The 19,593-nt window shown below is 69.8% G+C and carries 17 protein-coding genes; 8 read left to right on the top strand and 9 right to left on the bottom strand.

The genetic code is table 11. The features are described from left to right. The first annotated feature begins 145 nt into the window (after positions 1–145). Positions 146–2,410, top strand: coding sequence for a ComEC/Rec2 family competence protein (locus tag MMB17_RS10250; RefSeq protein WP_420847352.1), 2,265 nt, complete (start codon positions 146–148; stop codon positions 2,408–2,410). Here MMB17_RS10250 and lexA read toward each other — a convergent pair. Beyond that, entirely contained in the window at positions 2,404–3,138 is a 735-nt protein-coding gene (gene lexA, locus MMB17_RS10245) for a transcriptional repressor LexA (protein ID WP_241101852.1), read from the bottom strand. The two genes, MMB17_RS10250 and lexA, sit on opposite strands and share 7 nt — an antisense overlap. Before the next feature lie 307 nt (positions 3,139–3,445). Between lexA and MMB17_RS10240 the strand changes: the two genes are divergently transcribed. The 4 genes from MMB17_RS10240 (at position 3,446) to MMB17_RS10225 (ending at position 6,393) form a co-directional block, all read left to right on the top strand. Further along, a complete protein-coding gene (locus tag MMB17_RS10240; RefSeq protein ID WP_238310523.1) occupies positions 3,446–4,183 on the top strand; it encodes a CoA transferase subunit A in 738 nt (245 codons plus the stop codon). Positions 4,184–4,203: 20 nt separating this feature from the next. Further along, the gene (locus MMB17_RS10235) at positions 4,204–4,863 is read left to right on the top strand and encodes a 3-oxoacid CoA-transferase subunit B (protein ID WP_238310464.1); all 660 of its coding nucleotides are present in this window, start codon (positions 4,204–4,206) and stop codon (positions 4,861–4,863) included. Between the two features lie 160 nt (positions 4,864–5,023). Continuing rightward, on the top strand, positions 5,024–5,443 hold the full coding sequence (locus MMB17_RS10230) for a hypothetical protein (protein ID WP_241101851.1): 420 nt from the start codon (positions 5,024–5,026) through the stop codon (positions 5,441–5,443). A 26-nt stretch (positions 5,444–5,469) separates the two neighbouring features. After that, positions 5,470–6,393 carry a bestrophin family protein gene (locus MMB17_RS10225; RefSeq protein ID WP_238310466.1) on the top strand — a complete coding sequence of 308 codons (924 nt, stop codon included), beginning with the start codon at positions 5,470–5,472 and terminating at the stop codon, positions 6,391–6,393. Between the two features lie 225 nt (positions 6,394–6,618). On the opposite strand, the gene MMB17_RS10220 is transcribed toward MMB17_RS10225, so the two are convergent. After that, positions 6,619–6,837 (bottom strand): hypothetical protein, encoded by a 219-nt coding sequence (locus MMB17_RS10220; protein WP_238310467.1) that lies wholly within the window; start codon positions 6,835–6,837, stop codon positions 6,619–6,621. A gap of 639 nt (positions 6,838–7,476) precedes the next feature. Beyond that, a complete protein-coding gene (locus tag MMB17_RS10215) occupies positions 7,477–8,379 on the bottom strand; it encodes a helix-turn-helix domain-containing protein (protein WP_241101850.1) in 903 nt (300 codons plus the stop codon). Positions 8,380–8,972: 593 nt separating this feature from the next. Here MMB17_RS10215 and MMB17_RS10210 point away from each other — a divergent pair. The 3 genes from MMB17_RS10210 (at position 8,973) to MMB17_RS10200 (ending at position 12,830) form a co-directional block, all read left to right on the top strand. Beyond that, positions 8,973–9,194: a hypothetical protein gene (locus MMB17_RS10210; protein WP_238310469.1), complete on the top strand. Its 222-nt coding sequence runs from the start codon at positions 8,973–8,975 to the stop codon at positions 9,192–9,194. Positions 9,195–9,409: 215 nt separating this feature from the next. Further along, a complete protein-coding gene (locus MMB17_RS10205) occupies positions 9,410–10,687 on the top strand; it encodes a beta-barrel domain-containing protein (RefSeq protein ID WP_241101849.1) in 1,278 nt (425 codons plus the stop codon). Positions 10,688–10,691: 4 nt separating this feature from the next. Continuing rightward, positions 10,692–12,830, top strand: coding sequence for a peptidase domain-containing ABC transporter (locus MMB17_RS10200; protein ID WP_241101848.1), 2,139 nt, complete (start codon positions 10,692–10,694; stop codon positions 12,828–12,830). A 15-nt stretch (positions 12,831–12,845) separates the two neighbouring features. Here the strand turns inward: MMB17_RS10200 and MMB17_RS10195 are convergent, their stop codons facing one another. The 6 genes from MMB17_RS10195 to MMB17_RS10170 all read right to left on the bottom strand — a co-directional run bounded on the left by MMB17_RS10195 (position 12,846) and on the right by MMB17_RS10170 (position 19,111). Further along, positions 12,846–14,201, bottom strand: coding sequence for a GGDEF domain-containing protein (locus tag MMB17_RS10195; protein ID WP_241101847.1), 1,356 nt, complete (start codon positions 14,199–14,201; stop codon positions 12,846–12,848). Between the two features lie 7 nt (positions 14,202–14,208). After that, positions 14,209–15,150, bottom strand: a complete 942-nt coding sequence (locus MMB17_RS10190; RefSeq protein WP_238310473.1) for a TIGR02285 family protein — start codon at positions 15,148–15,150, stop codon at positions 14,209–14,211. 157 nt (positions 15,151–15,307) lie between these two features. Beyond that, positions 15,308–16,333: a sulfate/molybdate ABC transporter ATP-binding protein gene (locus tag MMB17_RS10185; protein ID WP_238310524.1), complete on the bottom strand. Its 1,026-nt coding sequence runs from the start codon at positions 16,331–16,333 to the stop codon at positions 15,308–15,310. 25 nt (positions 16,334–16,358) lie between these two features. Beyond that, positions 16,359–17,252 (bottom strand): sulfate ABC transporter permease subunit CysW, encoded by an 894-nt coding sequence (gene cysW / locus MMB17_RS10180; RefSeq protein ID WP_241101846.1) that lies wholly within the window; start codon positions 17,250–17,252, stop codon positions 16,359–16,361. Then, the gene (gene cysT / locus MMB17_RS10175) at positions 17,245–18,111 is read right to left on the bottom strand and encodes a sulfate ABC transporter permease subunit CysT (protein WP_241101845.1); all 867 of its coding nucleotides are present in this window, start codon (positions 18,109–18,111) and stop codon (positions 17,245–17,247) included. Before cysT ends, cysW begins: the two co-directional genes overlap by 8 nt. 7 nt (positions 18,112–18,118) lie before the next feature. Beyond that, positions 18,119–19,111 carry a sulfate ABC transporter substrate-binding protein gene (locus MMB17_RS10170; RefSeq protein ID WP_238310525.1) on the bottom strand — a complete coding sequence of 331 codons (993 nt, stop codon included), beginning with the start codon at positions 19,109–19,111 and terminating at the stop codon, positions 18,119–18,121. Positions 19,112–19,593 lie beyond the last annotated feature (482 nt).

Here is a 19,593-nt window from a genome sequence, read left to right as displayed (position 1 = left end):
GTGACGACTTCGGGCGCGCGGACGAGCCGGTGACGCGTCTGAGCTGGGGAGGGCTGGCCCAGCCGGCGCTCCGCCCGAGCGGGCCGTGTAGCATGCATGATCCGATGCGTTAAGGAATCCCGGCGGCATCGGCCGCGTCGGGGCCATGCGCGCCATGGGGCGGCACGGATCAGGATGGGCGGAGGACAGGCGCGCGGCCATCGCCGCGATCCGCCTGCCCCCGCTCGCCGCCGCCGGCCCCGCGGTTCTGGCGGCCCTCGGGCAAAGCCTCGCGGAGGAGAGCGAGCGGCGGCGCCTGTTTCCCTGGATCGCCGTCGCGTTCGGGGCGGGCATCCTGGCCTGTTTCGAGATGACGGACGGGCTGCCGAACCTCGCCGCACCGCTCGTCGCCGCCGCCCTGCTCGCGGCGAGCCTGTTCGGCCTGCGGGCCCGCCCTGTGGCGACGGCCGTGGTGATAAGCCTGGCCGCCGCCTTCCTCGGCTTCGCCGCCGCGACCTACCGGATCCAGTCGGTGGCGGGACCGATCCTCGCCCGGACGACGATCGCGCCCCTCACCGGCGTGATCGAATCGATCGAGGAGCGGGAGGAAGGCGCCCGCCTCGTCCTCCTGGTCGAGAGCTTCGGCACGCTGACCGCCTCCGAGCGGCCGACCCGGATCCGCGCCTCCTACCGCAAGGCGCCGCCCCTGACCGCCGGCGACCGGATCACGGCGACGGCGCGGCTGCTGCCGCCGCCGGAAGCGGCCCTGCCCGGCGGCTACGACTTCGCGCGGGACGCCTATTTCCGCGGGATCGGCGCGGTCGGCTCGCTGACGGGGCGCATCGCCGTGCTGCCGCCCACGGCCCCCCTCCCCGGGAACCTGCGCCTCGCCGCGGGGATCGACACGGCCCGCAACGCGCTCACCCGCCGCATCACGGAGTCGATCGGCGGACAGGCCGGCGCGGTCGCCGCCGCCCTGGTCACGGGCAAGCGCGGCCTGATCGACGCCCGGACCAGCGACGTGCTGCGCGCGGCGGGCATCTATCACGTCATCTCCATCTCCGGGTTGCACATGGTGCTCGCGGCCGGGGTGGTGTTCTTTCTGGTGCGCGCGTCGCTCGCGGCCATCCCGATCCTGGCGCTCGGCTGGCCGATCAAGAAGATCGCCGCAGCCTGCGCCATGGCCGGCGTCACGGCCTATTGCGCCTTCTCGGGCTGGGACGTCGCCGCCGAGCGCTCCCTGGTGATGACGCTGGTGATGCTGGGGGCGATCCTGGTGGACCGGCCGGCGCTCAGCATGCGCAATCTGGCGCTCGCGGCCCTGATCGCCCTCGCCCGCGAACCCGAGGCCCTGCTCGGGCCGAGCTTCCAGATGTCCTTCGGCGCGGTGGCCGGGCTGATCGCCTGCGCGCCGCTGCTCGACCGCGTCTTTCCCCGGGCGCGGGAGGGCGGGCGCTGGCTGCGGCTCGCGGCCTCCGCGGCCACGGCCACCCTCGGCACGCTCGCCACCACCCTGGTGGCGCAGATCGCCACGGCCCCCTTCGCCACCTATCACTTCCAGACGGTGCAGCCCTTCGGCCTCGTCGGCAATGCCCTGACGCTGCCCCTGGTCTCGCTGGTGGTGATGCCCTCCGCGGTCCTCGGGATGCTGGCCACGCCCTTCGCCCTCGACCGGCCGGTCTGGTGGCTGATGGGCCTCGCGGTGAAGGGCATGCTCGCGATCGCGACCTGGATCGCGGGCTTCGACGCCGCGACCTTGGTTCTGCCCGCCTTCGGCACCGGCGCCCTCGCGGCGCTGACGCTCGCCCTGCTGCTGCTGGTGCTGCCCGGCGCGCGCCTGCGCTGGCTGGCGCTGCTCCCGGTCGGGGCGGGCCTCTGCCTCGCCGCGGGGCGGGAGCGGCCCGACATCCTGATCGACCGCCACGGCGCCGGCGCCGCCGTGCGCGGGAGCGACGGCCGCCTCGTCGCGCTGGGAAAGCCGTCCGCCTTCGTGCTCGAACAATGGCTGAAGGCGGATGGCGACGGCCGCCGCGCCGAGGCCCTGGCGGACCGGGCCGGCGCCCGCTGCGACCCGCTCGGCTGCACCCTTGCGGCCAAGGGCGGCCTCGTCGTCGCCTATGTCTCGGACAAGCGCGCCTTCCGCGAGGATTGCGCCCGCGCCGACATCGTCATCAGCGGGCGCAGCGCACCGCCGACCTGCGCCGCGCGCCTCGTGGTCGACCGGGGGACGCTCGAACGGCTCGGCGCCGTCGCGATCGACCTCAAGGGCGGCGCACCGGCCCTGACCGGCACGCGCGAGCAGGGCCGCAGCGCCCCCTGGCGCCCGCCCCCCAGGGAGGCGGCCGTTCCGGCAGCGTCTCCCACCGCGAAACCCGAGGCGGAGGACGGCGCCGAAGAGGCGCCGCCCGCCCCGGAGGAGCGGCTTCAGTAGCGGCGCACGAGGCTGACGAGGCGGCCCTGGATGCGCACCCGGTCCGGGCCGAGCACCCGCGTCTCGTAGGCCGGGTTCGCCGCCTCCAGCGCGATCGAGGAGCCGCGCTTGCGCAGGCGCTTCAGCGTCGCCTCCTCGTCGTCGATCAGCGCCACGATGATGTCGCCGGTATTGGCCGTGTCCTGCTTGCGGATCACCACGAAGTCGCCGTCGAGGATGCCGGCCTCGATCATCGAGTCGCCGCGCACTTCGAGGGCGTAATGCTCGCCCCCCGAGAGGAAGTCCGGCGACATCACGAAGGAATGGCTCGGGTTCTGGATCGCGGTGATCGGCGTGCCGGCGGCGATCCGGCCCATCACGGGGATCGAGACCATGCGGTCGTCGATCTCGGTGCTGACCGCCGCGGGCGGGCGGGCCGGGGGCTGCTTGGCGCGGCCGCCCTCGACCACGCTGGGGGTGAAGCGCCGCACCTCGGCGGGCGGGCCCGAACGCTCCGGCGGCCGGCCGGCCGCAACCTCGGGCACCCGCAGGATCTCGATGGCGCGGGCGCGGTTCGGCAGCCGGCGCAGGAAGCCCCGCTCCTCCAGCGCCGTGATCAGGCGGTGGATGCCGGATTTCGACTTGAGATCGAGGGCATCCTTCATCTCGTCGAACGAGGGCGGCACGCCGCTCTCGCTCATCCTGGCCTGGATGAACTGGAGCAATTCCAGCTGCTTGCGCGTGAGCATGCGCGACCCTTCACGAAGCCGGGGCGCGGATCCCGCGCACCTCGGAAACAAAACGCGAACACGTTAAACGTTCCGCAAGTGTTCCGCAAGCAGCGGGCTTCCCCCGACCGCCTTCGACATGAAAGATTCTGCCCGGATCGCCCCGCGCGGCAGGAGCACGACGTCGCGCGCCGTTACATCCCGCCCGCGACGACGCGGAGTCGGGTTTGACGCCGCCGCTTGTTGCGGTGCAAATCGCCATGGGCAGAATAGTGCGCCCCCCGGGCGAATCGATGCCGGCGGAAGGCGACTCTCAAAGGGTGGAATGATGCGGAAGGTGCAACCAGATGCCGCGACCGCGCTGAGCGGCCTCCTGCATGACGGCATGACCATCATGGCCGGCGGCTTCGGGCTCTGCGGCATCCCCGACGAGCTGATCGCCGCGATCCAGGAATCCGGCGTCAAGGACCTCACTGTCGTCTCGAACAATGCCGGCATCGACAATGTCGGCCTCGGCAAGCTGCTCGCCACCCGCCAGATCAAGAAGATGATCTCGTCCTATGTCGGCGAGAACAAGGAATTCGCCCGCCAGTATCTCGGCGGCGAGCTCGAGATCGAGTTCAACCCCCAGGGCACGCTCGCCGAGCGCATCCGCGCCGGAGGCGCCGGCATCCCGGCCTTCTACACCAAGACCGGCGTCGGCACCCTGGTGGCCGAGGGCAAGGACGTGCGCACGTTCGACGGCGAGGAATACGTGATGGAGCGCGGGCTCTTCGCGGATCTCGCCATCGTGCATGCCTGGAAGGGCGATACCGAAGGCAACCTCGTCTACCGGAAGACCGCGCGCAACTTCAATCCGATGATGGCGACCGCCGCCAAGGTGACGGTGGCGCAGGTCGAGCACCTGGTCGAGGCCGGCGAGATCGACGGGGACCACATCCACACGCCGGGCATCTTCATCAAGCGCATCCTGCACGTGCCGATCCGCGAGAAGCAGATCGAGCAGCGCACCGTGCGCAAGCGCAAGGATGCCGAGCCGGCCGCGGCCGGCGGCGGCCAGATCTGATCGAGGGAGAGGAGAGTACCATGGCCTGGACCCGCGATCAGATGGCCGAGCGCGCCGCCAAGGAGCTGAGGGACGGTTACTACGTCAATCTCGGCATCGGCATCCCGACGCTCGTCTCGAACTACATCCCCGAGGGCATGACCGTGCAGCTCCAGTCGGAGAACGGGATGCTCGGCATGGGCCCCTTCCCCTACGAGGGCGAGGAGGACCCGGATCTCATCAACGCCGGCAAGCAGACCATCACGGCGCTGCCGACCACGAGCTATTTCTCCTCCGCCGATTCCTTCGGGATGATCCGCGGCGGCCACATCAACCTGTCCATCCTCGGCGCCATGCAGGTCGCCCAGAACGGCGATCTCGCCAACTGGATGATCCCGGGCAAGATGGTGAAGGGCATGGGCGGCGCCATGGATCTCGTGGCCGGCGTCAAGAAGGTCGTGGTGGTGATGGAGCACGTCGCCAAGAACAAGGACGGCTCGGAGAGCCCGAAGCTCCTGAAGAGCTGCGACCTGCCGCTCACCGGCACGCAGGTGGTCGACATGGTCATCACCGATCTCGGCGTCTTCACCATCGACAAGAAGGGCGATGGCGGCATGACCCTGGTCGAGCTCGCCGAGGGCGTCACCGAGGACGAGGTCCGCGCCAAGACCGAGGCCGCGTTCACGACGGCCCTGCGCTGAGGCGCTTCCCGGAGGGCGCCCCGTTTCGGGACGCCCGCCGGCCCGCGGCCCTTGCCATGGCTAAGCGGGCATTAAGCCGACTCGTCGAAAAGTCGCGATCGGAGATTCGGGCGCCACCCGTGCCCGGCTCCTATCAGCGGACGAGACGAGAGTGTTGCGTATGCGTAGCGTTTCGACGGCGGACAACGTCATTCCCTTCCGTCGCCCGGCCGGCAAGCCGAACACGGGCTTCCAGGGCGGTTCCGCGGCCTTCGCGTTCCAGCCGAGCCCGGCCCATGTCCGGGCGCGCGCCGAGCAGCGCAGCCTGATGGAGGCGGTCTACGCCTCCGGCGGCCTGACCCTCGCCGCCGAGGACCGGGACAACAAGCTTCTCGCCTCCCGCCTCCAGGTCTACGGCTTCCTCGGCATCGAGGAGGTCGGTGAGGATGGCAGCCTGCGCCGCCTGCGCCCGTCCGAGGCGGTGCGCGCCCGCCCGGAGCGGCCCTGGCGCCTCTCGAAGGCCGGCTACGGCAGCGACCTCTCCGTCACCATCCCCTCGACGGAAAGCTTCCTCTTCGAGCAGGCCGGCCTCCCGGCCTGACGCGAGGCCCGGAAAGGCCGGAAACCATGGTCGTCCGCCCCCGCCCCGGCCTGTTCGAGATCCTGTTCACCCTGCGCGGGTCGATCCTGCCGGAGGTGGCGCCCAAGGTGATCGGCATCGCGGCGGTGGCCTGCGGCGTGGTGGCGGTCGAGCGGCACTGGCCTCATCCCTTCCCGGAAGCGGCGGGCATCGGCCCCTTCACCCTGATCGGGCTCGCCCTCTCGATCTTCCTGAGCTTCCGCAACAACGCCTGCTACGACCGCTGGTGGGAGGCGCGCCGGGCCTGGGGCCAGCTCATCACCGAGACGCGCAACCTCGCCCGCACGCTGCCGGCCCTGCTCGCGGGCCCGGAGCAGGAGGCGCGGCGGCAGCGCTGCCTGCGCCGCGTCTGCGCCTTCACCCACGCCCTGCATGCCCGCCTGCGCGGCGGGGACGAGGCCGCGGCGGCGGGGCCCTGGCTGCCGCCGGCGGAGGCGGCGCTTCTGCCGGGCCGCCCAAGCCCGGCGGACGCGACCCTCACCGCTCTCATGGCCGATCTCGGCGAGGGCATGCGGGCCGGCGCCCATGGCGAGGTCGGCCTCGGCCTCCTCGAACGCCCGATCGCGGCCCTCGCGCAGGTCCAGGCGATCTGCGAGCGCATCCAGGGCACGCCGCTGCCCTTCGCCTACACCCTGCTGCTCTACCGCACGGCCTGGCTCTACTGCCTGCTCCTGCCCTTCGGCTTGGCGGCGACTCTCGGCTGGGCGACGCCCATCGCCGCGGCCCTCGTGGCCTATACCTTCTTCGGCCTCGACGCCCTCGGCGACCAGCTGGAAGAGCCGTTCGGAACGGACGCCAACGACCTTCCCCTCGACGCCCTGCTGCACGTGGTCGACGCCACGATCCTCGACGCCCTGGGCGAGCCCCTCCCGGCGCCCCCGGCGCGGGCCCATGCCCATATCCTCAACTGAGGTCGCCCCCTGACGGCGCCGCCCGCCGGTCGGAGCGGGCGCGCCCCCGCGACCGGAAGGACCGGCCTTCGGCGCTCTCGCGCGCAAGCTCCCACGAAACACCCTGGCCCATGGCCCTCCGCGGGGGGATCACGGGGCCGCGAACCAGGGGCTTCGTGGGAGCAGACGGCCTCGAGCGGTCTCAGCGACCGCCCTCGGCCATCGCGAAGGCCCGGAGGGCCAGCCTTACTTGCCGGTCACGCCGCCGAGGACGCCGCCCACGGCACCGAGCACCTTGTCGAGGAGCCCCCCGACCAAGCCGCCGACCTGATCGACCGTCCCGGAAACCGCGCCGAGCTCCTGGCTGAGATCGACCCCGAGCCCGAGGCCGACACCGAGGCCACCCCCGACCTCGTCGAGCTCCGCAGCGTTCAGCTCGCGGACCGTATCGATGTTCTGCGACATAGTTTTTCTCCTAGATGATCAGACTATAGGACAAGTCTATCCCATAGCCACAGAGAGAAGCGCTCTAAGAAACGCCTCTGCCCGATAAAGGAGCACGGCCGGCAGGGAGCATCAACCCACGGATTTTCGCGGACATGCTGCGGCGAACAATTCGGTTGCGGACGATCCATGCGGGGCTATCCTTGGAAATAGCCTCCATCCCCCTCGTAAATTTGCCCTTTCTCGATCCCGCGCCGGCTTGCCATGCTGGGTTGTGGAAACTCTGCCCGCGGCGGGGCCTGGCGGGGGACGCGGGCGCTAAGGGTCTGTTCCCGGGCGAGAAACGAACCGATCCTGCGGCGGCCTGCCGCAGGCGGGCTCGGGATGACCCGCGCGGCCGCGCCGCACAGCATCGCGCACCCCGCAGAGGCGACCTTAACCGATTGTATTGCAAAGATTTTTTCGGAAGGCTCCCGGATCGCGCACGTCCTTTGCCGTCTCGCGGCTGCGAGATCCGAAGCGTGACGGAAATGTGGCGCCTCTCCTCCGGACGCGTCGTCCGGCCGCCTGATGGCCGCTTCGGCCGGGGCACGGCGCTCCGCGAACCCGAGAGCGGCGGCCGCGGCCGAAGGCGAACCGGGCCGTCTCCCCGGATTCGCCTCAGATCCCCGCATCGAAGGCGGCGCTGACCCGGGCGGCGCGGGCGACCTCCCGCGGGGTCACGCCCAGGACGCGTCGGAAGGTCTTGGCCATCTGGCTGGCATCGGTGAAGCCCGCCTGGCTCGCCACCGCGCGCAGGCTCGGCGCCCCCGCTTCGATCAGGTCGCGGGCCCGGTAGACCCGCTCGCGCAGGATGTACTGGTGCGGCGTCAGGCCGAACGAGGCCTTGAAGGCGCGCACGAGGTGGCCGACGCTCATGCCCGCGGCGTCCGCGAGTTGCGGCAGGCCGAGGGGCTGCGTGAGATGCGCGCCGATCAGCGCGCGCAATTCCGCCGCCTTGGTCGAGTGCAGCCGGGGCGCCGCCCGCGGGACCGGCGCCGCCCGCTCCGAGAACATCCGGAGCAGGGCGGTGGCGATGCTCTCGACCAGCACCGGACCGCCGGGGCAGCCCGCCTGCAGATCGGCGGAGACGGCCAGCAGGAGATGCGCCACGGCGGAGCGCGCCTCCGAGGGGAGGAATTGCGTCCGCACCCCGAGCTTCTGCACCGGCTCGTGCGAGAGCCGCTCCACCGCCTCCGGAGCCAGCTTCAGAGTGAGGTTCCGGAACGAGCCTTCCCAGGCCCCGACGACTTCGGAGCCGGGCTCCAGCACCGCGATGTTATCCCCTTGGAAATGATGGCTCTCGCCAGCGCAGGTGAAGGTCTGACGCCCCGGCGAAAGAGAAAGACCGAACTGCACCCCCTGCTGGGTCAGGGCGACGCGGCCGCGGGAGCCGAGCACCACGTCGGTGAAGCCGATGCCGCACCAACCCTGCTCGGCGCTGTTGCCGAGCACGGCATCGACATCCCCATCGAGATCCACCCTGCAACCGTAATCGTTGTAGTGGACCTTCATGGCCGGCATGCTCCCTCCCGCGTGGCCGGCCGCGTCCCAGGCCTTGCGAAGCGCGGCCGAAGCAATCGTCTTCAACTTGGTTCCGGCGACGATCTTGTCGATATCGCGCACCGGCGAAAAGCCCCGCCCCTCGGCTCGACAGAAGATTCGCCGCGTGAGCTCGGCCATTTTCCCGGAGCGAGGAGAATTCGGTTCTCAATCAGCCCCATTCCGTGTGAGGATTTTTCATTTTATGCAAAAGACCATTCGGCCTGCGCTACTGCGACAATCTGTCAGCGCCATCAAAATTTTTCTTGCAAGCTCAGTATTTTAGCGAGGCGACGTCGGCTTCGACGATCCGTGATCAATTTTCGACCAAACCAGACCGCCAGGCACAACCAAGCCGAGAACTTGTCTAGGCGAGCCCGAACACGGCGCTTGCGATCAAAAAACGCCGTTTCGCCACAATCCGGTATCGCGGGCTTCACAAAGGCTAATTTTCACCCTTGCTGACACGAGCCACCGATATACCTTGATCGACAGGAAGCAACGCCAAGCAGCGCTTCCGTATCGTCTAGCGCGAGGCAAGACTAACGCGCCAAAATCCTTCAGGAGATACACGCATGACCGAGAAGTTCGACACCATCCGTGAACTGGACGCGACCGAGCTGGACGCCGTGGGCGGTGGCCTGTCGCTGGGCCTGGGGCTCGATTTGGACCTCAGCAAGGAGCTGGGAGCTGTCTCCGGCGTGGTCGATCAGGTCGGCGGACTTGTGGGCGGGACCCTCGACAAGGTCCTCGGAGCCGTGGGCGGTCTCCTCGGAGGCCTGCTCGGCGGCAAGTAGGCGCCCGCGCTTCCGAACGGCATCGGCCCGGCCGATGCGCGCGGCAGGCCCCACCGGCCTGCCGCCTTTCGTTCGTCCGCCGCGATGTCTTCCCGCAGACCGGACGGGGTGTCGCCCCCCTCCCCTTCACCCGCGGGCGCCCTGAGCCTATCAGGGGCACGCCAAGACGCCCGGGGCGCGGCCCGCCGCGCCCTCCACGCCCATCCCGAGGAGCGATGCGGTCATCCCTGTTCCGCCGCGAGGTCGCCGAAGCCCGCAAGGAGGCATGGCTCGGCGAAGCCCAGATCGCGCAGCCGCTGCCGATCCGGCTGGTGACCGGAATCTGCCTCGCCCTCGTCCTCTGCGCGATCCTCTACGCGGCGCTCGGGACCTATACCCGCCGGATCCACGCCCAGGGCCTGCTCACGCCGAATATCGGCCTGATCACGGTGGCGAGCCCCGTCGCCGGCCGGGTGATCAGCTCCGGCGTGAAGGAGGGCAACCGGGTCGAGCGCGGACGCCTGCTCTACACCCTCGATCTCGACGCGGTCTCCTCCAACGGCCCGACGCAGGAGCGCGTCATCGACGAGCTCGGCCGGCAGAAGGAGAGCGTCCTGCGCCAGCGCAACGCGCGGGCCTCCATGGCCGAGACCGAGAAGAAGGCCCTGCAGGAGCAGCTCGCCAATCTCGAAGCGCAGTCGAGTCAGCTCGACGAGCAGATCAAGCTGCAGGAACAGCTCGTCGTCCCCCTCAAGGACCGGGTCGACGTGCTGGCCAAGGCGGTCTCCAACGGCCTCGCCCGGGCCGGCGACCTGCAGAGCCAGAACTACCTCTACATGCAGGCGAGCTCGCAGCTCGCCACCTTCCGCCAGACGGCCCTGCAGCTCGTCGGCAAGATCGGGGACATCCGGGCCAACCTGGCCTCCTTCGACGACAAGCTCACCCGCGACCTCGCCGAGATGGACCGCGCCGCCGCGCAGCTGGAGCAGCAGAAGGCCGAGAGCGAGGCCCGGCGCAGCATCGAGATCCGGGCGCCGGAAGCCGGCATCCTCACCTCGATCCGCGTGCAGGCCGGCCAGGGGGTCGCGGCCGGCGCGACGCTGCTGACGCTGCTGCCGAGCGAGGGCCGCCTCCAGGTGAACCTGTTCGTGGAATCCTCGGCGATCGGCTTCATCGACACCGGCGAGCCGGTGATGCTGCGCTACGCGGCCTTCCCGTTCCAGCGCTTCGGCCTCTACCGGGGCGTCGTCACCGAGGTCACCCGGGCGCCCCTCGATGCCGCCGACGCGCCGGACGACGCCGACACCAAGAAGCGGGCGGCCGACGGCCTCTACCGCATCGTGGTGCGCCCCGACGAGGACGGCGTGATCGCCTATGGCGAGAAGCGCCGGCTCGAAGCGGGCATGCGGGTGGAGGCCGACATCGCGCTGGAGAAGCGCCCCCTCTACCGCTGGCTGTTCGATCCCCTCTACCGGGTGAAGCGCAGCGTCGATCTCGTCACGCAGGGCGGCTGATTTCGTGAGTCTTCTCGATTCCGTGCAGTTCGGTTTCGGCCGGCGGTTGCCGGTCGTCCTCCAGGCGGAGGCGGCCGAATGCGGCATGGCCTGCCTGACCATGGTGCTCGGCCATCACGGCCGCCACGTCGATCTCGGCGCCCTGCGCCGCCGCCACGCCCTGTCCCTCAAGGGCATGACGCTGCGCAACCTGATCGACCTCGCCGGCAGCATGGGCCTCGCCACCCGGGCCCTGCGGGTGGAGCTGTCCGATCTCGGCCGGCTGAAGCGGCCCTGCATCCTGCATTGGGGCCTCAACCATTTCGTGGTGCTGGCCGAGGTGCGGCCGAAGGCCATCGTGATCCACGACCCGGCCCGCGGCCGCCGGACGCTGAGCCTCGCCGAGGCCTCCCGGGAATTCACCGGCGTCGCCCTCGAGGCCACCCCGACCGCGCAGTTCGTCAAGGAGAAGAAGAGCGCGGGCCTGGCCCTGCGCGACCTGTTCCGCAATGTCGGCGGCCTGCGCGGGGCGCTGGCCCAGATCTTCGTGCTCTCCTTCGGGATCGAGCTCGTCGCGATCCTGATGCCGATCGCCTCGCAGATCGTCATCGACGAGGTGATCGTGAACGCCGATCTCGACCTGCTGCTGGTCGTGGCGATCGGCCTCGCCCTGCTGCTCGTGGTGCAGCTCGTGCTCGCCGTGGCGCGGACCTGGGCGATCATGCTCACGGGCACCAAGCTCAACTACCAATGGTCGGGCTCGCTGTTCGACCACCTCTCCCGCCTGCCCCTCGACTATTTCGAGAAGCGGCATGTCGGCGACGTGATCTCCCGCTTCGGGTCCCTCGCCACGATTCAGAAGGGGCTGACCACCGACCTCGTCCAGGCGCTGCTCGACGGCATCATGTCGATCAGCATGCTGGTGATGCTGACCATCTATGGCGGCTGGCTCGCTTTGGTGGTGATCGCCTCCACGGTGCTGACCACGCTGCTGCGGGTCTTCGCCTACTCGGCCTATCGCGAGGGCACCGAGGAATCGATCGTGGCGGAGGCGCGCCAGCAGACGCATTTCATCGAGACCGTGCGCGGCATGGCGAGCGTGAAGCTCCTCGACCTGCGGGAGCGCCGCCGCGGCATCTGGATGAACCATTTCGTGGCCTCGCTGAACGCGCGGCTGCGGCTGCAGCGGCTCGACCTCGTGTTCGGGCGGGCCAACGAGTTCCTGTTCGGGGCCGACCGGCTGATCCTGCTGGTGCTCGGCGCCCGGGCGGTGATCGACCAGTCGATGTCGCTGGGCATGCTGGTCGCCTTCCTGTCCTACCGCGACCAGTTCTCCAGTCGCATCGGCAACCTGATCGATGCGGGCTTCAAGCTGCGCATGCTCAACGTGCAGACCGACCGGCTCTCCGACATCGTGCTGGCCGAGCCGGAGGAGCGCCACGAGGCGGTTCCCGTCGAGCCGGCGAGCCCGGCCATCGCCGGCAGCCCGGCCGGGGCCATCGCCGTGCGCGACCTCGGCCTGCGCTACGGCGCGGACGAGCCCTGGATCTTCCGCAACCTCGCCTTCGCCGTGCCGGCGGGCTCCTGCTTCGCCATCACCGGCCCCTCCGGCTGCGGCAAGACCACCATGATGAAGATCATGATGGGCCTGCTGCCGGCGAGCGAGGGCAGCGTGCTGGTCGACGGGCGCGAGATCCGCAGCCTCGGCACCGCCGCCTATCGCCGCCGCATCGCCGGCGTGATGCAGAACGACGGCCTGTTCGCCGGCTCGATCGCCGAGAACATCTCCTGCTTCGACGAGCGCCCGGACCAGGGCTGGATCGAGGAATGCGCCGCCCGCGCCGCGATCCTGGAGGACATCCGGCGCACGCCGATGGGCTTCGAGACGCTGGTGGGCGACATGGGCTCGACGCTGTCGGGCGGCCAGAAGCAGCGGGTGATCCTGGCCCGCGCCCTCTACCGGCGCCCGGAGATCCTGTTCCTCGACGAGGCGACGAGCCATCTCGACGAGGCGACCGAGGCCGCCATCGCGGCCGCCCTGCGCGAGTTCCGCATGACCCGCGTCATCGTCGCCCACCGCCCGGCCACCATCGCCCATGCCGATCAAGTGATGAGCTTCGGCCAGCCGGCGACGCAGCCCAAGGCGCTCACCGCCGCGCAGTAGCGGGCCTCCCCGGGATCAGGCGGCCTCCCGCGGGAGGCCGTTCGTCTCGACGCGGTTCCGCCCGCTGCGCTTGGCGCGATAGAGGGCCGCGTCGGCCCGGGCGACCAGCCCGTCCGCGGTCTCTCCGGGGCGGAGCGCGGCCACGCCGAAGGAGCAGGTGCGCAGGCCCACCACCGGCAGCTGGGTCGTCTCGATGCGCCGGCGCAGGGTCTCGGCGACCGACGCCGCCTCGGCCAGCCCGGCCCCCGGGCAGACCAGCATGAATTCCTCCCCGCCCCAGCGGCCGACCGTGTCGTCCGGGCGCCGGTCCGCGCGCAGGATGTCGGCGAAGGCCGTCAGCACCGCATCGCCCACCTTGTGGCCGTGCTGGTCGTTGATCGCCTTGAACTGGTCGATGTCGCCCAGGATCACCGCCAGGCCGGCGCCCTCCCCCGCCGCCCGGGACACGCCCGCCTCCAGGGCCTCGTCGAGCTTGCGCCGGTTGAACAGGCCGGTCAGCAGATCGGTGGTGGCGAGCACCTCCAGTTCCTGCGTCCGCTCGGCGACCTTGGCCTGCAGCGTCGCATTCATCTCCCGCAGGCTCCGCATCAGCAGCGCGTTGTCGTCGGAGGACTGGCGCAGACGGCGCATCATGGTGTTGAGGGCCTCGACCAGCGCGTGCAGCTCGTGGCGCCCCCCGGCCCGAAGCACGAGGGGACGGGTCTCGGGGCAGGCGCCGTCGAGCCGCGCCACGAAGGCGCCGATCTGCGCGAGCGGGCGGCCGACCATCCCGCGGATCACGGCGGCGAAGATGAACCACAGCATCACCGTCTTGATCAGCGAATTGATCAGGATGACGACCAGGGTGTGGCGCACCTGCTCGATGGCGATGCCGGTGTCGGAGAAGACCGTCCAGGAACCGACGCGGTGGCGCTGCCCGGTCTCGTCCGTATGGATCAGGTCGAAGCTGCGGCTGAAGGGCGTACCGAGACGCGCGAAAGCCCCCTCCGGCGCGACGGCATTCGTCCGGGTGTCGTCTCCGACAAGGCCGATCGTCTCGATCCGGACCCCGTGCTCGTCCCGCACCTCGACGCCGATCACGGCCGGGATCTCGCGGATGCCGCTCAGGATGCCGCGGAGCACCTCGGCGTTGAAGCGCCACATCGCGTCCTCCAGCCCCGGCCCGAAGGTCCGCTGCATCGCCGCGACATCCTCCCGAAGGTGCTCCCGCGCATGGGCGTATTCCAGGGCGAGCTGGATGCCGGTGAGCAGCACCGCCACAAGGAAGTAACAGCCGAAGATCACGCGGATCAGGCGGCCGGCCAGGGCGGTGGGACCGGCGCCGTCCGCCTCCGGCGCAGCGGGCGCCGCGTGTCTGCGCAGAAGCGCCATCACCGTCTCACTCGCCCGTCAGGAAACGCGTGTCGTAGACGGCGCGGATCTTTTGCAGATCGGCGGGCTCGGACCAGGACTCGACGATCTCCCGCCAGGCCGCGCCCGGACGCTCCTCGCGCAGGACGGCGTTGACCCGGGCGACGACCTCCTGCCCGTTCGGCGTGTTCGCGCACATGACCCGGGAGAAGACCGGCTCCGGGGTCTCGGCGAAGGGCAGCCCGACGAAAGCCTCCTCCGCACCGAGCCGGCGGGCGCCGTAGCGGGCGATGGTCGGATACTCGACGAGATAGTCGAGACGGTCGTTGAGCAGCATCCGGAAGGCTTCCGAGAACTCGGAATGGGTCGGCAGGGGCGCGTTCGCGCGCAGGAGCGCATCGATCTCAAGGCCGAGGGAGCGGTCGCGCAGGACGCTGGTACGCAGATCGCGCCGATCCTTGAGGAGCCCGTTCAGGGAGAGCGGCCCCAGGGCGTCGAAGGTCGCCCGCCGGGGGGCATGGACCATGATGCGCAGGGGATAGAACATCGACACCGGCAGGGAGAAGACCGCGAAGGTCTCCCGCTCCGGGGTCTTCACCCCGCCCACGAAGCACCAGTCGGCGCCCTTGCGGATCTCGTGGAGCACCCGGGGAAACGGCACGGTCACCATCCGGTGCCGGTAGCCGTCGAGCCGCTCGATCAGGCGCTGCCGGATCCGGTCGAAGATGCCCCGGTCCCGATCCGGCCCGTCGGTGATCATGAAGGGCGCGGCGTCGTAGATCGTCCAGCCGATCTCCTTGTCCTGGGCCTTAGCCGTCCCCGGCAGAAGCGCGGCGAGGAGAAGGGCGAGGACGGCGAAGGCGCCGCGGCCACGGTCGACGACGAAGCGGGAGGGCTTCGAGAACAGCCGCCGCTCCCGCCGATCCGGGGCCGGGGAGGCCACCACGTCGAGGCACGGGGCAGATCTCATTCGCCGGACGGATCCCACAACACGAACATGTGGTGGGCCTAGTCGCAGAAGATGCAGAATCCCCTAAGACGCGCGACACAACTGCATACAATCAAATTGCATGCAGAGATTGCAGCTCTGACGCGAGGGGCGGGACATTTCCCCTCGCGGGCATTGATCAGGGGAAGACGTAGCCGCCGACGATGCGCAGGCCCACCTCGCGGCCGGCCTCGTAGCGCTCGCCATCCGTGTCCTCCACGGCGAGGGTGCGCCCCTCGCCCCGGTCGACCTCGATGCGCTGGCGGCCCTGGCTGCGATGCGAGGAGCGCACGGTGCCGCCGAGATGCGCCTCGAAGCCGTCGGCGAACTGGAACTGCCAGGGCCGGACATAGAGCTTGATCGGGCCGATCACGTCCCGCGGCGCGGCGACCGGCGTCGCCCGGCCGTTGACGAGAACCCGGCCGCCCTCGGCGATCGCCTCGATCTCGATGGCGTCGCCCAGGAACTTGAGCACCGTGGCGGAGGCCGGGCTGTCCTGTACCTCGTCCGGGGTGCCGATCTGCTCCAGGCGGCCCTTGTCGAGCACGGCGACCCGGTCGGAGAGCTCCAGCGCCTCGTCCTGGTCGTGGGTCACGAAGATCGTGGTCTGCCCGGTGCGGTTGTGGATCTCCCGCAGCCAGCGGCGCAGGTCCTTGCGCACCTGGGCGTCCAGCGCGCCGAAGGGCTCGTCGAGGAGGAGCACCCGCGGCTCCACCGCGAGCGCCCGGGCGAGCGCGATGCGCTGGCGCTGGCCGCCGGAGAGCTGCGAGGGGTAGCGGTCCGCGAAGCCCGAGAGGCGGATCAGGTCGAGCAGGTCGCCGACGCGGCGCTTGATCTCCGCCTTGGCCGGCCGGTCCGCCCGCTTCCGGGCGTTCAGCCCGTAGGCGATGTTGTCGGCCACGGTCATGTGCTTGAACAGGGCGTAGTGCTGGAACACGAAGCCCACCGCGCGCTGCTGCACGGGCAGGCCCGTGGCATCGTCGCCGCCGAACAGGATGCGGCCGCTATCCGGGAAGTCGAGCCCCGCGATGATGCGCAGCAGCGTGGTCTTCCCCGAGCCCGAGGGGCCGAGCAGGCCCAGCAGCTCCCCCGCCCGCACGTCGAGGGAGAGGCCGTGCAGGACGGCGGCCGTCTCGAAGGTCTTCGAGAGATCCTCGACCCGGATCGCCGTCGGCTTGCCGACGAGGCCGCTAATGGCGGGCGCCGGAGGCGAGTTCGCTCGCGTAGCGCCACTCGAGAACGGATTTGATGACGAGCGTGACGAGGGCGAGACCGGCGAGGAGGGAGGCGACGGCGAAAGCGGCAACGAAGTTGTACTCATTGTAGAGGATCTCCACGTGGAGCGGGATCGTGTTGGTCAGTCCGCGGATATGCCCGGACACAACCGAGACGGCCCCGAATTCGCCCATCGCCCGGGCGTTGCAGAGCAGGACGCTGTAGAGCAGGCCCCAACGGATATTGGGCAGCGTCACCGTGAGGAAGGCGTGCAGGCCGGAGGCCCCCAGCGTCAACGCCGCTTCCTCCTCCGTGGTGCCCTGCTCCTGCATCAGCGGGATCAGCTCGCGGGCGACGAAGGGGAAGGTGACGAAGATCGTCGCGAGCACGATGCCCGGCAGCGCGAACAGGATCTGGATGCCGTGGCTCGCGAAGAAGGTGCCGAACAGGCCCTGCGCGCCGAACAGCAGCACGTAGATCAGACCCGAGACCACCGGCGAGACCGAGAAGGGCAGGTCGATCAGGGTGATGAGCAGGCTCTTGCCCGGGAACTCGAACTTGGCGATCGCCCAGGCGGCCGCCACGCCGAAGACCAGGTTGAAGGGCACGGCGATGGCCGCGACGATGAGGGTCAGGCGGATCGCCGAGAGCGCGTCCGGCTCGCGGAAGGTCGCGAGATAGGTCTCGAGGCCTTTCGACAGGGCCTGGGCGAAGACCGTGACCAGCGGCAGCACCAGGAACAGCGCCAGGAACACGACCGCGATCCCGATCAGCAGCCAGCGGATGCCGGCCCCTTCCGTGACGGCGCTGCGCGGCGCGGCCGGGGGCGGCGCCACGGCGAAGGTGGAGGCGGGCACGGCCTCAGACATAACCGAATCTCCGCCGGCTCCAGGCCTGGATCAGGTTGATCGCGAGCAGCGTCAGGAACGAGATCCCGAGCATGATCGTGGCGATGGCGGCAGCGCCCCCGTAATCGAACTCGGAGAGCTTGATGACGATGAGGAGCGGCGCGATCTCCGAGACGTAGGGCAGGTTGCCCGCGATGAAGATGATCGAGCCGTACTCGCCGACGCCCCGGGCGAAGGCCAGGGCGAAGCCGGTCAGCACCGCCGGCACCAGCGGCGGCAGCACGACCTTGGTCAGGGTAGCCAAGCGGGTCGCGCCGAGGGTGGCGGAGGCTTCCTCCACCTCCTTGTCGATCTCAGCGATGAGCGGCTGCACCGTGCGCACGGCGAAGGGCAGCCCGATGAAGACCATGGCGATGAAGATGCCCACCGGGGTGTAGGCCGCCTGGATGCCGAGCTTGGCGAGCTGCGCGCCGACGAGGCCGGTCGGCGCGTAGAGCGAGGCGAGGGCGATGCCGGCCACCGCGGTCGGCAGGGCGAAGGGCAGGTCCACCACCGCATCGACCACCTTGCGGCCAGGGAAGCGGTAGCGCGTCAGCACCCAGGCCACGAGGAAGCCGAAGACCGAGGAGACGAGCGCCGCCACCAGCGACACGCCGAAGCTGATCCTGAGCGCGCTCGCCACCCGCGGATCGCGGGCCACCTCGACGATGCCGGAGAGGCCGATGCCCGAGGCCTTGGCCACGAGGGCCGCGAGCGGCAGCAGCACGATCAGCGTCAGGCAGGTCAGGGCGTAGCCGAAGGTAAGCCCGAAGCCCGGGATCACGCTCGGCCGGCGGAAGCGCCGGGCGGGGCGCTGCGTGGGAGGGGCGGAAGCAGCCATGGGCGCCTCAGCGGCCGGCCTTGCTCAGCTGGTCGAACAGGCCGCCATTGTCGAAATTCTTCTTCTGGATATCGTCCCAGCCGCCCTGCAGATCCTCGATCTTGAACAGCTTGATCTCGGGCAGGAGGGCGAGGTCCTTCTTGTCGGCGGCCTCGCGCTTGATCGGCCGGTAATGGTGTTTGGCGAAGATCGCCTGGGCCGCATCCGTGTAGAGGAACTGCAGATAGGCCTCGGCCTGCTTGCGGGTGCCCTTGGCGTCGACATTGGCGTCGACGATGGCGACCGGCGGCTCGGCGTAGATCGAGGAGGGCGGCACCACCACGTCGAACTTGTCGGCGCCGAATTCCTGCAGGACGAGGAAGGCCTCGTTCTCCCAGGTCGGCAGCACGTCGCCGAGGCCGCGCTGGGCGAAGGTCACGGTCGAGCCGCGGGCGCCGGTATCGAGAACCGGCACGTTCTTGTAGACCTGACCGACGAAGGCGTTGGCCTTCTCAGCGTTCTTGCCTTCCTTCTCGTAGGCGTAGCCCCAGGCGGCGAGGAAGTTCCAGCGCCCGCCGGCGGAGGTCTTCGGGTTGGGGGTGATGACCTTGATGTCGGGATTGACGAGGTCGGCCCAGTCCTTGACGCCCTTCGGGTTGCCCTTGCGCACCAGGAACACGACCGTCGAGGTATAGGGCAGGCCCTCGTTCGGCAGCTTGCTGCGCCAGTCGGGAGAGATCTTCTTCGAGATCTTGGAGATGGCGTCGATGTCGGAGGGGATGCCGAGGGTCACGACATCGGCCGGCACACCGTCGATGACGGTGCGGGCCTGGGCGCCGGAGCCGCCATGAGAGGCGCGGACGGTGATCTCCTCGCCGGTCTTGGCCTTCCAGTCGGCGGCGAAGGCGGCGTTGATGTCGCGGTAGAGCTCGCGGGTCGGATCGTAGGAGACGTTGAGCAGCTCCGCCGCGCGGGCCGAGGCCGGCATCCCGAAACAGGCGATGGCGGCGAGGCCGGCCATGGCGAGGACGCCGCTGCGGCGGGTCGCGGAACGGGCGATCTTCGAGGCGTGGGCGGTCAAGACGAGCTCCGGAAGCCGGACGGCCCTCCCGATCCGAGGGGCCGTTCGTTGCGTGAATGCCCGGATGTGTTGTTCTTTTAAAAGAACGTTGTCAAGGCGAAGCCTCGCGTCACCCACTCACCGATCCGGGCCTTCCTCCTCTCGGAACGGCTCATTTTCGGCAAAAATAAAACAAAGTTCTATTATTTGATGCATAAGCGACAAGAACCCTCTCCACATCCGCCGTTCTAAAGAAAGAACGTCCGCCTTGGGAGACCCAAGGGGATTGTTCATATCCGGAGCTCAAAATGATGCCCGGAGCCGGCGCTGCGCGCCCTCGCCACGGACGCATCAGGGTCGGATACGAGGCCGTTCGGGCCTGTGCCGCGCCGGCGCGCCCTGCGGCGGTCGACCGCCGCAGGGCTCCGGAGCCGAAAGACGGT

The sequence above is a fragment of the Methylobacterium organophilum genome (assembly GCF_022533465.1).
In the GTDB taxonomy this organism is placed as follows: domain Bacteria; phylum Pseudomonadota; class Alphaproteobacteria; order Rhizobiales; family Beijerinckiaceae; genus Methylobacterium; species Methylobacterium organophilum.
Note: the sequence above shows the minus strand (reverse complement) of the source record. Positions and strands in the feature narration are given on the sequence as shown.